General features: G+C 46.9%; 18 protein-coding genes. 8 read left to right on the forward strand and 10 right to left on the reverse strand.

Translation table 11 applies throughout. The features are described 5' to 3' along the window. Positions 1-185 (forward strand): 50S ribosomal protein L19 (locus ACTHUE_RS03580; protein ID WP_440402825.1); only part of this gene is annotated, 185 nt, incomplete at its 5' end. Between the two features lie 211 nt (positions 186-396). Here the strand turns inward: ACTHUE_RS03580 and ACTHUE_RS03585 are convergent. Beyond that, positions 397-1806: a PepSY-associated TM helix domain-containing protein gene (locus ACTHUE_RS03585; RefSeq protein WP_049336743.1), complete on the reverse strand. Its 1410-nt coding sequence runs from the start codon at positions 1804-1806 to the stop codon at positions 397-399. Positions 1807-2149: 343 nt separating this feature from the next. Here ACTHUE_RS03585 and greA point away from each other — a divergent pair, with 343 nt between their 5' ends. Together greA and ACTHUE_RS03595 are read left to right on the forward strand one after the other, a co-directional pair. After that, positions 2150-2626: a transcription elongation factor GreA gene (greA, locus tag ACTHUE_RS03590; RefSeq protein ID WP_039862094.1), complete on the forward strand. Its 477-nt coding sequence runs from the start codon at positions 2150-2152 to the stop codon at positions 2624-2626. Between the two features lie 98 nt (positions 2627-2724). Next, entirely contained in the window at positions 2725-3153 is a 429-nt protein-coding gene (locus ACTHUE_RS03595) for a DUF4149 domain-containing protein (protein WP_440361195.1), read from the forward strand. A 134-nt stretch (positions 3154-3287) separates the two neighbouring features. Here ACTHUE_RS03595 and ACTHUE_RS03600 read toward each other — a convergent pair whose 3' ends face one another. Next, positions 3288-4049: an OmpA family protein gene (locus tag ACTHUE_RS03600; protein WP_049336752.1), complete on the reverse strand. Its 762-nt coding sequence runs from the start codon at positions 4047-4049 to the stop codon at positions 3288-3290. Between the two features lie 442 nt (positions 4050-4491). Between ACTHUE_RS03600 and ACTHUE_RS03605 the strand changes: the two genes are divergently transcribed. After that, positions 4492-5442 (forward strand): CysB family HTH-type transcriptional regulator, encoded by a 951-nt coding sequence (locus ACTHUE_RS03605; RefSeq protein WP_049336754.1) that lies wholly within the window; start codon positions 4492-4494, stop codon positions 5440-5442. Between the two features lie 86 nt (positions 5443-5528). Here the strand turns inward: ACTHUE_RS03605 and fnr are convergent, their stop codons facing one another. After that, on the reverse strand, positions 5529-6263 hold the full coding sequence (gene fnr / locus ACTHUE_RS03610) for a fumarate/nitrate reduction transcriptional regulator Fnr (RefSeq protein WP_039862092.1): 735 nt from the start codon (positions 6261-6263) through the stop codon (positions 5529-5531). Positions 6264-6425: 162 nt separating this feature from the next. Here fnr and hemN point away from each other — a divergent pair, with 162 nt between their 5' ends. The 4 genes from hemN (at position 6426) to ACTHUE_RS03630 (ending at position 10194) form a co-directional block, all read left to right on the forward strand. Continuing rightward, positions 6426-7847 carry an oxygen-independent coproporphyrinogen III oxidase gene (gene hemN, locus ACTHUE_RS03615; RefSeq protein ID WP_004519630.1) on the forward strand — a complete coding sequence of 474 codons (1422 nt, stop codon included), beginning with the start codon at positions 6426-6428 and terminating at the stop codon, positions 7845-7847. 131 nt (positions 7848-7978) lie between these two features. After that, positions 7979-8311 carry a hypothetical protein gene (locus ACTHUE_RS03620; protein ID WP_004519629.1) on the forward strand — a complete coding sequence of 111 codons (333 nt, stop codon included), beginning with the start codon at positions 7979-7981 and terminating at the stop codon, positions 8309-8311. A gap of 612 nt (positions 8312-8923) precedes the next feature. After that, positions 8924-9169 carry a DUF1289 domain-containing protein gene (locus tag ACTHUE_RS03625; protein ID WP_004519627.1) on the forward strand — a complete coding sequence of 82 codons (246 nt, stop codon included), beginning with the start codon at positions 8924-8926 and terminating at the stop codon, positions 9167-9169. A gap of 38 nt (positions 9170-9207) precedes the next feature. Continuing rightward, positions 9208-10194, forward strand: coding sequence for a TraB/GumN family protein (locus tag ACTHUE_RS03630; RefSeq protein ID WP_004519626.1), 987 nt, complete (start codon positions 9208-9210; stop codon positions 10192-10194). Between the two features lie 98 nt (positions 10195-10292). On the opposite strand, the gene argF is transcribed toward ACTHUE_RS03630, so the two are convergent. The 7 genes from argF to ACTHUE_RS03665 all read right to left on the reverse strand — a co-directional run. Further along, positions 10293-11288: an ornithine carbamoyltransferase gene (argF, locus tag ACTHUE_RS03635; protein ID WP_004519625.1), complete on the reverse strand. Its 996-nt coding sequence runs from the start codon at positions 11286-11288 to the stop codon at positions 10293-10295. Between the two features lie 146 nt (positions 11289-11434). Then, positions 11435-12190, reverse strand: a complete 756-nt coding sequence (locus ACTHUE_RS03640; RefSeq protein ID WP_004519623.1) for a methylated-DNA--[protein]-cysteine S-methyltransferase — start codon at positions 12188-12190, stop codon at positions 11435-11437. Between the two features lie 98 nt (positions 12191-12288). Continuing rightward, complete coding sequence (gene dapE / locus ACTHUE_RS03645; RefSeq protein ID WP_004519622.1) at positions 12289-13422, reverse strand: succinyl-diaminopimelate desuccinylase; 1134 nt, start codon at positions 13420-13422, stop codon at positions 12289-12291. 112 nt (positions 13423-13534) lie between these two features. Next, positions 13535-14155, reverse strand: a complete 621-nt coding sequence (locus ACTHUE_RS03650) for a glucose-6-phosphate 1-dehydrogenase family protein (protein WP_004519621.1) — start codon at positions 14153-14155, stop codon at positions 13535-13537. A gap of 34 nt (positions 14156-14189) precedes the next feature. After that, positions 14190-14699, reverse strand: coding sequence for a hemerythrin domain-containing protein (locus ACTHUE_RS03655; RefSeq protein WP_004519620.1), 510 nt, complete (start codon positions 14697-14699; stop codon positions 14190-14192). 92 nt (positions 14700-14791) lie between these two features. After that, positions 14792-15370, reverse strand: coding sequence for an azurin (gene azu, locus ACTHUE_RS03660; protein ID WP_003748712.1), 579 nt, complete (start codon positions 15368-15370; stop codon positions 14792-14794). Positions 15371-15661: 291 nt separating this feature from the next. Then, positions 15662-16053: DciA family protein (locus tag ACTHUE_RS03665; protein WP_440423035.1), on the reverse strand; the 392-nt coding region annotated here is incomplete at its 5' end.

The following is a 16053-nucleotide window of genomic DNA, read 5'->3' on the forward strand; positions in this document are numbered from 1 at the left end:
TCATCGTTCGCAAAATCTCTAGCGGCGAAGGTGTAGAACGTACTTTCCAACTGTACTCTCCTACCGTAGAAAAAATCGAAGTTAAACGCCGTGGTGACGTACGTCGCGCCAAACTGTACTACTTGCGCGGCCTGACCGGTAAAGCAGCTCGCATTAAAGAAAAATTGCCTGCTCGCAAAGGTTAAAGCCTTCATCAAAAACCCACTTCAATGAAGTGGGTTTTTTGTTTTTATACAAGAACGCCTTGTCTTTCTTACACAATCCTGTAAGCCAATCACAATTCCCATCTCACGCATAAACTTAAACAGAATTATAACTCCCCCTGCTTCTTTTAACCTTTATAACAAAGGCCGTCTGAAACAAAAGATGCAGACGGCCTTTAATCACATCAGACGGTTATTTAAACCATCTTGCCAATGCTGGGATACGCGACAACAACAGTGTATCCAAAATCCAAATAACAGCGATTGCAGCAATGGCCGTTGGAAAAATCACAGCCAAAATCAGAAGTGGCACAGCCATTGCCCACCATACCGGAAATTTAATTTTCTGTGCAGGAGGAACTAAACCTCGCGCTTCCGAAGGGCGGCGTTTCCACCACATTACACAACCGCTGACACAGATAAAGATAATCGCCAGGCAGAACAAGACATTTGCCAATACGCTCCACCAGCCCAGCGTACCCATATGCAAAGCAATGCTTGCCGCCATGAATTTACCAAACCAGTTGTAATCATCGAAATGAATATCAGCCAGGATTTTGCCACTGTATTGATCAATGTGTACCGTACGATCCGCAGTCGGACTAATCATATCGTAGCTCATTGAGTCTTGCGACAGCGTCCATACACCGGTCTCACCCTTAGGCAAATTAAGCTGATAGCGACCTTTAAAGCCAATTTCGCGCGCAAAGCGGTCAACCGTCTCCAACGTCATCGGCTCACTCGGATTAATGCCGTTTTCGCCCATTGTCGTACCGGAAACCGGCATAGGCGTCAGCTCCAAAATCCACGGCACTTCTTTGGATTTACCGTCGTTCAGCACATCACCATGGGTTGATACGGAAGATACAGGATTAGGCTCCACGCCCCATTTACCCGTAGGAAATTGACTCCACGCTTGAACCACTTTACCACCCCAAATACCTGCCCAAGCAACGCCCGACAGACAGAACAGCAATAAAATCAAAGAAACCCAAGAGCCAAATGCACCGTGCAGGTTGCGCCACCAAGAACGACCTTTGCCTGCTTTAGGTAAAAAAACAGCCTTCAGACTACGCTGTTTTACCCACCACAAATAAATACCGGTCACAATCATGATGATGGTTAGCGACGCAGCGGTTTCCAACAGGTAGTCCCCTGTCGCCCCAATCATAATATCGCCGTGGATTTCATCCATCGTGTGATACCAGCCTTGACCGCGCGGCATCGTGTTCACGACTTTTGCCGTATAGGGATCAACGGCAACCATAGTGGCTTTATCGTCATTGTTCACGCGGAATACGGCAACCATATCATCTGTGCGCGGCGCAATATACTGCACCACAGAGGAAGTTTCCGGATTCACAAACTGTCTGGCAGCTTCAGCCTGAGCCGACAAAGGCTGAACCACTGCCTGAGGCGTAACATGTATGCGCTCGCCTTCTTTACCGGTAATATTGGCAAATAGCAGCATTCCCAACCCTGTAACAGCCAGCAGGGTTAAAAACGGCGCAACCAAAAGTCCGGCATAAAAATGCCATCGCCAAACAGTCAAATAACGGCGGTTAGCCTGTTGTTCATTTTGGGAAGTTGGTTTTGTTTCCATATATTCTCTTTATATAGTCAAAGCAGACTAATTATTACGAATTAGTATCAGGCATTTTAATCAAAAACATTCATTTAAGAAACCGTTTTTCCGATGCAGCTTTGAAATACTTCAATATTTAGTTTTCAGGCCGTCTGAAAAACAAAATAGACAGAAAACAACACTTTACTGAAAATCCGTTTTAATTATTGCGGTTTCGGCAGAATTTGGTAGAATACAGGCATTACTTATTTATTCATCAAGCCGCCAAGCTTTGGCGGCTTGTATTTTTATTTCCAATCCGGCTACCGCGCGTGGCCGGATAAAATTTTAAAAGCATCATCATGCTTTCATGGAGAACTCAATGCAAAAAATCCCTTTGACCGTCCGTGGTGCAGAATTGTTGAAACAAGAACTTCAACACCTCAAAAGCGTAGCACGCCCAGAAGTCATTGAAGCCATCGCCGAAGCACGTTCACACGGCGACTTGTCTGAAAACGCAGAATACGAAGCCGCCAAAGAGCGTCAAGGCTTTATCGAAGGCCGCATTGCCGAGTTGGAACACAAACTCTCTATGGCGCACATCATCAACCCTGCCGAAATCCATGCAGAAGGCAAAATTGTGTTCGGCACAACTGTGACACTGGAAGATTTGGAAACCGAAGAACAAGTTACCTACCAAATCGTCGGTGAAGATGAAGCAGACATCAAAGAACACAAAATCTACGTTGGCTCCCCCATTGCCCGAGCCCTGATCGGCAAAGAAGAAGGCGACGTTGCAGAAGTTCAAGCACCCGGCGGCGTGCGTGAATATGACATCATTGCCGTGCAATATATTTAAATAAACAAAAGGCCGTCTGAAAACATTTTCAGACGGCCTTTTGCTGTACCTAAAAACACCATAATCAAAGAAAATAAAATCTTCACAGGAGAAGCATAATGAATCTACTATACAAAATTATCCAAACCGCTGCCGCCATGTGGCTTGGTATGCAGCTGACAGCAGGCTATGTTACTGCCCCTATCCTATTCCGCATCCTGCCCAAAATGCTGGCAGGAGAAATTGCCGGCATTTTATTTGCTATTACAGCACTTTGTGGCTTAGTTATTTTTGGCGCAGCCTATGCCTTTTTCAGACGGCAACTTGCCTCCCTCTCTTGGTGGGTTTTGGTGCTTTGGCTACTCTTAGCCTGTAATCATCTTTTGGTTACGCCGGTTATCGAGGCACACAAGTACGGGCTGGATAACTGGCTCTTGTCTCTAGTAGGCGGTACATTCGGCATTTGGCATGGCTTATCCAGTATTATCTTTTTGATTTGTACGATACTGGCAGCCATCTGCGTATGGAAATGGCCCAAACCAAACTAATCTGTCTTAATAAAAGGCCGTCTGAAAAAAGTCTTTCAGACGGCCTTTTATTTTGAATCATAAATTCCCTGACTCTTCAAATATAAACCATAAAAAAATGCCCTGCATATTGCAGGGCATTTTTCACAAACCGATTAAGGTTTAGCGTAACCGTGAACGCCATTGTAAGGAGCTGGGATCCAACCTTCATCAGTAGCAGGCAATTCACCTTGACCTTCGATAGTTTGGCCTGGAGCAACTTGACGAGTAACAACGCTGCGGATTTTAACATCAACGCGACGGTCAGGTTCGATACAAGCGATAAGGGCAGCACGTTTCTTAGCTTTAGAAACTTTTTTACCCAGTTTAGCAACTTCAGCTTCACAAGTAGCAGTCATTTGAGCTTGAGACTCGCCCAGACCTACTGCAGAGATTTTGCTAGAAGCAACGCCACGGCCTACCAAGTAGTTAGCAACTACGTTGGCACGACGCTCAGACAGAGCTTGGTTGTATTCTTCAGAACCCATGAAGTCAGTGTGACCTTCAACACGTACAGTTTGTACGCTGTCGTTGCTCAGGCGTTGAGCCAAAGAATCCAAGTTTTCTTGAGCTTCAGGACGCAGGTTGTCTTTGTCGAAGCCGAACAGAGTTTTAGTAGACAGAGAAACAGTTTCATCAACATACTCAGGAGCTTGTTGTACAGGAGCAACTGCTTCGCGGTCACCACATTCAACACGGCCTTCGGTAGCTTTGTCGAAGTAGCTGTTTTTCCAGCATTCGCCGTAGTTGTTACGGACGATTTCTTGAGATTGGCTGCTTACGGTGTAACCGTGTTTGGTGTGCGCTTCGCTGGCCATAGCGGTGCCAGAGGCAACCAAGGCAACGAACAATGCGCTTAATTTCAGCTGTTTGGTCATTTTATTCCCTCATCAAATTGTTATGCGGCGGACTAGGAAAGCAACCGCTGCAAAGTACCAATATACAGGCCGCAGTATCAAAACAGCGGCAAATCGGATATATCAGGTTGCACTATAAAGAAGCGCAAGGCAAACTGTCAATACTCGATGCCTTCAAACAATCATGAAGTGCCTGCTTCCTAGTAGTTAATCATGCCGAAAAATCAATCTTGTGTCATTAATTTAGGGCAAAATCAGACAATTCACCTACCTAAAGTTGTACAAAAACAACAAAACCCCTTTCCCTCTTCTTTCCTGAATTTCCTGTTTTCATATCATTAAAAGATATTTTCATTAAAAACAACCATTTTCAAAACTCGGGGCAAAACTGGGCAAAATATGTTAAATTACATGCCGTTTGTCGCACAAAATCCACAATAACAACGTATTCGGTACTGCTACCATGAAACTGCAACAATTACGTTACGCCCTTGAAGTTTACCGGCACAATCTGAATGTCTCTGAAGCCGCCGATGCGCTTTTCACATCCCAGCCCGGCATTTCCAAACAAATCCGCCTGCTTGAAGAAGAATTGGGTATCCAAATTTTTATCCGCAGCGGCAAGCGTGTGGTTTCCGTTTCGCAACCGGGCAAAGCCGTGTTAGAAATTTCGGAACGAATTTTGCGCGATGTACAAAACATTAAAAATATCGGCAGCGAGTTTACCGATCATGACAGCGGTTCGCTGACCATCGCGACAACGCATACCCAGGCGCGTTATGCCTTGCCCAAAATCGTTGCGGAATTTGTCAAAAACTACCCTAAGGTCAATTTGACCATCAAACAAGGCAGCCCTTCTGCGATTGCGCAAATGGTCAGCAGCGGCGAAGCAGATTTAGCAATTATTACCGAACAGATTGATGATCATCCTGAGTTAGGCAAGCTGCCCTGCTACGAATGGAACCATGCCGTGATTGTTCCGCATGACCACCCTCTTTTGGACTGCCGCAATCCTTTAAGCCTTGAAGATTTGGCTTCTTTTCCGCTGGTTACTTACGAATTTGCTTTTAATTCCGGCAGCAGCATTGCGCGTACATTTAATAAAGCGCATATTGAGCAACCTGATGTTGCCTTATCGGCTGCCGATACAGATGTATTGAAGACGTATGTCCGCTTAGGCTTGGGCGTTGGTTTGATGGCCAAAATGGCGTACGATCCCGTTGTCGATCAAGATTTACAGCTTATTGATGCGGCACACTTATTTGAACCGTCGCCCACTTGGATAGCCTTACGCTCGGATACTTACCTGCGCGGTTACGCGTATGACTTTATCCAGATGTTTGCACCGAAACTGACCAGAGAAGTAGTCGACCGCATTCTGTACACGCCGGTTGTTGAAGATTTTTCAATTTAATACCTGACTATCACTTGCGTAACTTAACAATTATTCTTTAATTCTTGTTAAAAAGGCCGTCTGAAATATTTCAGACGGCCTAAGATTCAGATAGCGTGCGAACAACCAGAAACCATTTTCTTCAAGGTTGTCGCATCTAAGATTTTGATGTGCTTGTGTTCAACCGAAATCAAGCCTTCATGATGGAATTTAGACAAGGTGCGGCTGACTGTTTCCAGCTTCAGCCCCAAATAGCTGCCGATTTCCTCACGCGACATCCGCAAGATAAAATCATTGGCGGCGAAGCCTCGTGAATAGAGACGCTGAGACAGGTTGAGCAAGAATGCTGCCAATCGCTCTTCAGCGCGCATATTGCCCAAAAGCAGCATAACGCCCTGATCTCGAACAATTTCGCGACTCATTAAGCGGAAAAAGTGAGAGCGGAGGCTGGGAATATCCTGACCGAGTTCTTCAATGTGTGTAAACGGAAGCTCGCATACCTCGCTGTCTTCCAAAGCCACAGCATCACAGCTGTGAATATGGGAACAAATCCCATCCATACCGATCAGCTCGCCCGACATAAAAAAGCCGGTTACCTGGTCTCGTCCATCTTGGCTGGCGACTGTTGTCTTAAAGAAGCCCGCACGGATGGCAAACAAAGAGGTAAATGGCTCGCCGGCACGGAACAGGTATTCACCTTTTTTCAGACGGCGGCTTTGACGGATAACCGCGTCTAATTGTGAAAATTCGTTAGGCATCAGTCCGACAGGCAAACACAGCTCGCGTAAAGAACATGTGGAACACAAGGTTTTCATTTGATGTGTTGCATTGTGTGTGGCCATAACGCACCTTTAATTTGCTTAGTTCTCTCAATCCCTGATGAAGCCGAATAACTATTGACCCATGTCAAAGTTGGCATATCATTATGAGGCATTCTACCAAACTATCGAAATTTTGACTAAAATTTTCCCTAATTTCCTTACTTCATACTACAAGCCCCGACCATGAAAATCATCCCTATCTCAAATAACACTAACACAAACAATGAATTACCGGAATTCGACCGCGAATTGATTGCCAGTTTGCCATCAAGCGGTCCACGTTATACATCCTATCCGACCGCCGACCGCTTCCATGAAGGCTTTAAAGAAGCCGAATATATCCAAGCTTTAAACCTGCGTAACATGGGCGCGCTCAACAAACCCCTTTCACTCTACATCCACATCCCCTTCTGCAATACCATCTGCTACTACTGCGGCTGCAACAAAATCATTACCAAAGACAAAAGCCGTGCCGATGCCTATATCCAGTATCTGGAAAAAGAAATGGAGTTGCTGGCACCGCATTTAGGCGGACGACACCAGCTTGCGCAACTCCACTTCGGCGGCGGCACGCCGACATTCCTAAGCGACGACCAACTCGAACGCGTCTTCGAAATGATCCGCAAATACTTCCAGCTCATCCCCAACGGCGAATACTCCATCGAAATCGACCCGCGCAAAGTCAGCCGCAAAACCGTCCTCAAACTGGGCAAACTCGGTTTCAACCGCATGAGTGTCGGCATTCAAGACTTCGATCCTAAAGTGCAGGCAGCCGTCAACCGTATCCAAAGTTACGAAGAAACCAAAGAAGTCATCGATGCCGCCCGCGAAGCAGGGTTCAAATCCGTCAGTGTCGATTTGATTTACGGCCTGCCGCACCAAAACACCGAAAGCATCAAAACCACCATCGACACGGTCTTGTCGCTTGACCCTGACCGCCTCGCCCTCTACCACTACGCCCACCTGCCGCATATCTTCAAACCGCAACGCCGTATCGACACCAATGTCGTTCCCGGCAGCGAAGAAAAACTCGATATGCTGCAATATTGCGTCCAAACCCTGACTGAGCGCGGCTACGTTTTCATTGGCATGGACCACTTTGCCAAACCTGACGACGAACTCTCCATCGCCCTCAAAGAAGGCTTCCTGCAACGCAACTTCCAAGGCTACTCAACCTATGCCGACTGCGATTTGGTAGCGATCGGTGTGTCCTCTATCGGCAAAATCGGCAGCACCTACTCCCAAAACGAGCGCGACATCGATGCCTATTACGCCGCTCTTGATGCCGGACATCTGCCGATTATGCGCGGCTACCAGCTTGATCAAGACGATATCCTGCGCCGCAACATTATTCAGGATTTAATGTGCCGCTTCTCGCTTGATTATCAAATTTACGAAAGCGTGTTCGGCATTCCGTTTAGCCGCTATTTTGCAGCCGAACTGGAAGATATGAAGCAACTTGAAACCCTCGGCCTGGTCCGTCTCAAACCGCACAGCCTGACCGTGACACCGAAGGGCCGTTTCCTGATCCGCAACATCGCCATGGTGTTCGACTACCATTTGCGCCATAAAGAAACCAAAGCCAAATACTCGCAAACCGTATAAACAGGAATGGAAAAGGTCGTCTAAAAATTTTCAGACGACCTTTGTTTTTATTTTCAATACTTTCGGGTAACATAAAACCATATTTTCCGCTTTATCAGAATTCAAAGTTAATTTGTATAGGCGCGTATCCTATGGTTACCGAACAGCAAAACGATATCCTCAGCATCAATCAAGTACAGCTTCTCCTTGCAGAAAAACGCACGGCACTTGCTATCATGCGTACGGGCATTGCCGTTTTCGCACTCCCTTTGTCTATTTTCAGTGCGCTGATTGCGACATCGAAATGGTACGAGGCCGTTGATGTTTGGCCTTTGCTCGTACTGGTCAGTCTGATGAACATCAGCTTGATTATTTTCTCGGTCTATCTAATTACCCGCTCGCTCCGTAGAATGCACCAATATGACCAGCTGATTGCCGATATCAAATACAACAATCAGTCTTTGCGCAAACTGATTAAGTCATAAAATGCAGATAGTTGGGGCTACACATAGGTCGTCTGAAAATCAAAATATAGCGGAACTCCAAATATGTATTAAAACATGATTCTGCCAAACATACCGTAATTATTCTTGGTGACGTTACTGTACACTTTGCTCCCCCATTTGAATCGATACGATACCATTGAAGTAATTGGGATTAAAATGAACAACAAATATAAAGAATGGATAAAAATCATACTGCTCCCTCATTTAATAACGGCTATTTTTTTAGGGCCAGCAATAATTGTTTTTTGGTCAGGTGGATTTATCGGTCTCTATTCTGTTATAAACGTGTTCAGTGAATTAGGATCGCTTAAATATTATATTTATATTGGAATTCCTTTAATTTTTATAATGTTCTTACTTGGGTTTTATTGGAGAAATCTGAAAATAGGGAAGATACTGACTTCTTCTGCGATATATTTATGGTTTCTCTTAGGTTTTTTATGCCTAGGGTGGCAGATATAAACTTATTGAAATGATCAACTCAATTGGATATTAGGAACCCTGCTGGATACACCGATCGTGTGTAGACAAATACGAATGCAGTCTGCAATTTTGGTTTGTCCAGTCTCTTGTCTCAAACGCTTTTAAAATATGGAACAACCTGATTTTTTCCCCATCCCCAGTCCCTGCATCGGCGTTTGTGAAGCCAATGCCAAAGGCTATTGCAAAGGCTGCCTGCGCAGCCGGGAAGAGCGCTTGTACTGGCTCCAGATGACCGACAGCCAAAAGCATCAAGTCATGCACCTTCTATCCCTCAGGAAAGCCAAAATCCGCAACCGCAAAATGGAAAAAACCGAAACGGGCGAACATCCGGTTCAAAACCTGCTCGATTTCTAAATTGCCCTTGCCTACCGCACACCACAATAAGGAAAAACATGAAAAAACTGCTTGCCTGCCTGCTTGTGCCATTGACTGCCCTCGCCCTGGGCGCCTGCAAACCCGCCGCGATCTCACCCGACAACAAACCTGCCGAACTTAACTGGCAGCAGCCTAAACTGACCAGCAATGTTTGGAAAATCAGCAAAGAAGGCCAACCCGATTCCTACCTGCTCGGCACCATCCACATGGGACGAACCAATCAAACTTTGTCTTCCGATGCGGTCAAACTGTTGCAATCCACCAACCAACTGACCACAGAAATTGACCCACTGCCGGACAGCAGTCCGGAAACGAAAAAAATGTATCAAAAATACTTCAAAGAAGTCATGAGTACCGAACCGCTTAGCCGCAAGCTTGGCAAAACAGATTTCCGTCTTTTACAAGAAATCTATTCAAAAAATGAAGAAAGCCGACCCATCACCAGAATTGCCGACAAACTCCACCCGTGGGCAGCATTGGTTTTTGCCGGCAGCGCATTTCCCCAAGGATATAGCGCAGAAACCGGTGCAGATATGTTGCTGACCAACGCAGCAGTCAATATCAACAAACCGCGTAGTTCATTAGAAAGCTTGGACGAAGTTTCCGCAATCTTCAAAGCACAGCCTGAAGAAACCATGCTCAACTTTCTGAAAGCCAGCATTAAAACCAATAAAGAAGAAACCGAAGATATCAAAAAACTCCATCAAGCCTATTCAGAAGGCCGCTTTGAAGAACTCATCCCACTTTTGGAAGAAACCGAACAGTGCACCCTCAAACGTGTTGATGCTAAACACGCCAAAGCCATGTCCGATTGGCTGAAAAACGACCTCCTGATCCGCCGTAACTTGGCATGGCTACCTGAAATCCGCAAGCAATCGGCCAAACAAAGCACCCTCTTTGCTGTCGGCATTGCCCATTTACCCAGCGGAAAAGGCTTAATCGAACTATTGCGTCAAGAAGGCTATCAAGTGACGCCCGAACCCAAAGTCCTGATTTGGCAATAAACCCAATCAAACAACAAGGCCGTCTGAAAGTCTTTCTTTCAGACGGCCTTTATTTAATCTCTATTAAATGAAGCGGTAAGCAGCGTTGAGCGCAAAACTCAATCGCCCAATGCCGCTACCATCACCGCTTTAATCGTGTGCATCCGGTTTTCTGCCTGATCAAACACAATACTGGCTTCGCTTTCAAAGACTTCTTCCGTTACTTCCACACCATTCAGGCCGAATGTCTCATAAATCCATTCACCGACTTTGGTTTCACGATTATGGAAAGCAGGCAGGCAATGCATAAACTTGACTTGCGGATTTTCAGCCGCGGCCATTAATTCGGGCGTAACTCGGTAATCTTTCAGCAAATCGATACGTTCCTGCCACGCCTCTTTAGGCTCACCCATGCTGACCCACACATCGGTATGGATAAAATCCACGCCTTTCACGGCTTCTTTCACATTCTCCGTCAACAGAATCCGTCCACCGGTCTCTTTGGCAACAGCCTGCACTGTCTCGATAATGTTTTCAGACGGCCACAAACTTTTCGGTGCACCGATACGCACGTCCATGCCCAGTTTCGCAGCCAACACCAGCAACGAATTGGCCATGTTGTAACGCGCATCACCGACGTAGGCAAACGCAATTTGGTTCAAAGGCTTGTTGCTATGCTCGCGCATCGTCAGCGCATCAGCAAGCATTTGAGTCGGGTGAAACTCGTTGGTCAAACCATTGAACACAGGCACGCCTGCATACTTGGCCAGCTCTTCCACCACATCCTGTCCAAAACCGCGATATTCGATACCGTCAAACATCCGCCCCAAAACCCGCGCCGTATCCTTAATACTTTCCTTATGCCCAATTTGGCTGGCAGAAGGCTCCAGATAAGTTACCCCTGCCCCTTGATCGCGCGCGGCCACTTCAAACGCGCAACGGGTGCGGGTCGATGTTTTCTCGAAAATCAGGGCAATGTTTTTCCCCTTCATCCGCTGCACCTCGCGCCCTGCTTTTTTAGCGGCTTTCAATTCGGCGGCAAGATCGAGATAGGCAGTAATTTCTTCCGGCGTGAAATCCAAAAGTTTTAAAAAATGGCGGTTTTTCAGGCTCATGTCTTATTTCTCTTTTTTCTAGCGTGGGCGTTGCCCAACATTTTTCTCCATGCAGATTTCGTCGGGCTTCCACCGACCTTCTGCTGCTCAATTTTTTTAACGTGCGAAGCCTGCCCGAAGCATGGCCCCTTATCCTCTATCAAAACTCAAAACAAGGCCGTCTGAACCTCGCCTCTCTCCAAGGCAAGCAACGATTGTTTGCGGTTCAAACCGCCTGCGTAGCCGGTCAGCTTACCGTCGCTACCGATAACGCGGTGGCAGGGAATCAAGATAGACACCTTGTTCTGCCCGTTTGCAGCGGCAACGGCGCGAATGGCTTTAGGATTGCCCAACTGTTGCGCCTGCTCCTTGTAGCTGCGCGTTTCGCCGTAAGGAATAGTCAGCAGCGCATTCCACACCTGCTGCTGAAAGGCTGTACCTATCGTTTCCAAAGGCGTCGCAAAAACTTTTAGACGGCCTTGGAAGTATAAATCCAATTCTTGACGCAAAAGTTGCGTTTGCTCATTTTCTTGGAAAATAAACTGTCCGTTCAAAGCTTTTTGGACAGCCATGATTTCCTGTTCCATATGTTTCTGCCCGACAAATTCCAGCAGACACAAACCCTTGCTGCCGAACACCGCCAACATCTCGCCCAACGGCGTGGCAACCGCGGCCGCAGTCAGTTCGTTCGGACTATCAGGATAACGCGTTTCCAACAGTCGGATAGCTCGGCGGATACGGACATATTCTTCAGGCGCACAACCGATACAGTCAATAAAATCCTGCTCAAACTGCTTGGCTTCGTGTTCGGTAAGACGCTCGTGCAGTAAGGCTTCGAGAGTAGCGGGAAAGTCAGTTTCCAACTGCTCTCGGATTTCATTCCACTTTGATGGAAGCTCGTTTAAAGAAGGCAGAGTAATCATATTTTGCCTTGTTCAATTATCGATAACTTAAGAGAAAACCGAAAGAGCAAAAGAATCGTATCGCCCTATCGTTTTTCAAAGCCTACGGTACGGCCTTTTCACTTCAACAGGCGTTTCAACATACCTTCATACACCGCCGACAACTTCGGAATATCTTCCAAACGTACGTTTTCGTTGATTTGGTGGATGGTCGCGTTAGACGGGCCTAATTCGATGAGCTCTTTCGCAATGGCTTTGATGAAGCGTCCGTCCGAAGTGCCGCCGGTGGTGGACAATTCAGCCTCAACGCCACAAATCTCGGCAATGGCTTCGCGTGCCACATCGGTCAGTTTTCCTGCCTGTGTCAGGAAAGGTTGGCCTGAGCAAGACCACTGCAAATCGTATTGCACGCCGTGTTTATCCAAAATGGTATGAACGCGTTGTTTCAGCCCTTCTTCAGTAGACTCGGTAGAGAAACGGAAATTGAATTTGACGTTTAGCTCGCCCGGAATCACATTGGTCGCGCCTGTGCCGCCGTTAATATTGGAAATTTGGAAACTGGTCGGCGGGAAGTATTCGTTGCCCTCGTCCCAGACTTCCTGCGTCAGCTCCAGCAAGGCCGGGGCAAAAGTATGCACGGGATTGATTGCCAAATGCGGATAGGCAATATGGCCTTGCTTGCCTTTGATGGTCAGATTGCCCGACAACGAGCCGCGTCGGCCGTTTTTCAACATATCGCCCAATTTATCCACGGCAGTCGGTTCGCCGACGATACAGTAATCAATCAATTCGCCACGCGCTTTCAATACATCGACAACTTTGGTTGTGCCATCCAGCGCATCGCCCTCTTCGTCTGAAGTAATCAGGAGCGCGATACTGCCTTGATGATCGGGATATTCGGCAACGAAACGCTCACAGGCGGTAACGAAGCAGGCAATGCTGGTTTTCATGTCCGCCGCGCCGCGGCCATACAGACGGTCTTCACGCTCGGTCGGTTCAAACGGAGGCGAATCCCATTTTTCAACAGGACCTGTCGGCACAACGTCGGTATGTCCGGCAAAGCAGAACACCGGAGCCTGAGTACCGCGGCGCAACCAAATGTTTTTGGTGTCGCCGAAATGAAGCTCTTCTACGGCAAAACCGATTTTTTGCAGGCGTTCGGCCAGCAGTTGTTGGCAGTTTTGGTCATCCGGCGTAACGGACGGGCGGGAAATCAGCTCTTTGGCAAGCTCTAGGGATTGGGTTTCGGTCATATTTGCTCACTTTGAGAAACAGGCCGTCTGAAACGTTCTGAATATGATTTTCAGACGGCCTTGAGTTTATTTGAAGATACTGAATGGGCAGTTTCCCTTTCTGCATCCTGATTTATTTTCCATGACAAGCTTCATACAGCGGCAGTAAGTCTTCCACTGTTTCCACTATCCATTTCGCGACATCCTGCTTGCCCAAATCATCGCGTTCGATGTGTTTGCCGATACAGAAGAAATCTTTATCGTCTCGAAGCTTTCTATCGCCGTCGCTTTGTTGGGCAACGGTACGATAATCGTCATATTCGCTTTCCGCACCGTGCCACATATCGAAGGAAGCGTATTTTTCAGTATCAAAATTATCCAGCCAGCGGTTGTAATCAGGCAGCGCAATGGGAGAAACATCGGCTTTATAGCAATGCCAGTCCAAGCTGACGCTCAAACGGCGGCGATTCAGCAAAATCGATAAAATCGCTGCGGAATTTTTATATTGTTCGTATTTGAAATAGGCAAAAAAATGGGCGCGGACCTGCCAGCCGTTACACCAGCGTTCGATATGCGGCGGCGCAAACGGTGCACCCAATTCGGCGGCAACCTGCTGGATTAGCTGCTGCCATACCTGCCAGTTTTCTTTATAGTCTGCCTTGATTTGCGGAATGCTTTCAGGCTGGTATTTTTTAAGCTGGGAAAACTGGAAAAAAGGGATATTGAACAAATCGCAACTTTTTGGGGTCAGCATAGTGTATTCCTTGAGACGATTGTTTCAGACGACCTTATTTGCGGCGGCGTGCAGCCATAATTTCGCCGATTTCGGTCAGTTTTTCTTTGGGGATAAAGGTTTTGCCCATATCAAATAGCGGCTCTTCAATCGCCAGATGAACATCATATCCTGCGACAAAGCGTTTGAACGTTTCCGCATCGGGGATATAGGCGTTGTCTGCTTCGAGTTTGGCGAATTCGGCAGATACCGCCGCCCAGTTGTTGTGCAGGCTGATATGTTGGCGCAAAAGCTCGTCAACGCTTTCTTGAGCTTGCGGCGCATATTGCAATAGAAGCGGGAAGAAATTTTCTTCTTCGTCTTCATGGTGCAACGGCGCGGCAACATTAAAATATTGGGCAATTTGGCGGATGGTTTGCAAAACGATTTGATTGCAGCCGTTTTCGGCAATATAGTTCGACAACATGGCAACCTGGCTGCAGAAACGGCGCACTTTGCCATGACAGGCGTACAGCATTTCAATGGGTTCGGCAAAAGTAACGCTTTTGGTTTCAAACGGATTCATGGTTTTGAAGTTTTATTCTTAAATTAATGTTTCCAGATTATAACAAAACAGCCTGCGCAAGGCAGGCTGTCTGTTTTCGAGCTTGAGGCGGATTAGTCAACCAAAGTAACTTTACCGTTCATCAAAGCGCCGTGACCTGGGAAGGTACAAGCGAATTTGTATTCGCCGCCGGCCAATTTAGCAGGATCCAGAGTCAGGGAAGCTTCTTCGCCGCCGCCAACCAGTTTGGTGTGGGCAACAACGCGTGCGTCGTCAGGTTTAACGTAGTCAGTTGCAGCAGCACCGGCACCGTCTTTGAAAATACCGTCCATGTCTTCGGCTTTACCGATGACGATGTTGTGACCCATGCTTTCTTTAGGTTGGGTACCAGTGTGTTTCAAAGTGATGGTGAATTCTTTACAAGCTTTGCTCACTTGGATTTCTTTAGTGTTAAACTGCATAGCGTCGTTGGCTTCAACAGTAGTTGCGCAGTTGCCGGCAGCAGGAGCGGCGGCAGCATCGGCTGGAGCAGCTTCAGAGGCAGGAGCGGCATCGGCAGGTGCAGTAGTTTCTGCAGGAGCAGCTTCAGAAGCAGCGGAAGCAGCAGGTGCTTCAGCAGGTTTTGCAGCTTCTTGAGAGCATGCAGCTAAGCCGATAACGGCAGCGGAAATCAGAGCCAGATAAGCTTTCATTGATGTATCTCCTAATGATGAGAGTCTTGTTAAGTTCTATTAATAGAACCCGCGCGAATATATTAACAAAGACAAATGTCAAACTTAAACTTATTCACGCAGAGTGATAAGAAATTCAGGCGTTATTTTGCTACAAACTTCACACGAAATCAAAATTTCAGGCCAAGTTTACATCAGTTTACCTAAAAGAAAACAGTTACTGTTTAGGTCGTATTTCTTTAGTATTAGATGCTATCAGTCAAATGAAATAAATTTTAACATTTATTAACCATAATCTCATTCGGCATGATTTTAGCGGCTGTGCTTGCGCACCAATTCTGCCAATGCCGCCGCCAATTCGGGATGTTTGCCTTCCAATTTGGCTGCCGCCTCATCGAAGCTGTCTAAAGCTGCCTCGCTCAATCTCAAACTATTGGTTTTCGGCTGAGCCGGAGGCTTGGGAACTACCCTGACCACCACTTCCCTGACGCCTGTATGCAATGTTTGCAACTTGGGCAACATGGCAGGCAGGATCATTTTCAAACGCGAAGCAGCCATATTATTGGCGGCAAGCAAGACCAATCTTCCGTCTTCTACGCAGGCCGTCTGAAAATGCGGATGCAGGTTGGCCGGCAAAACCGTTTTGATTTTTGCATCCAATTTCCGCCATTGTTGCGATTGTTGCAACAAGCCCGCCAATAAAT

The organism is Neisseria sp. P0021.S005 (assembly GCF_051956955.1).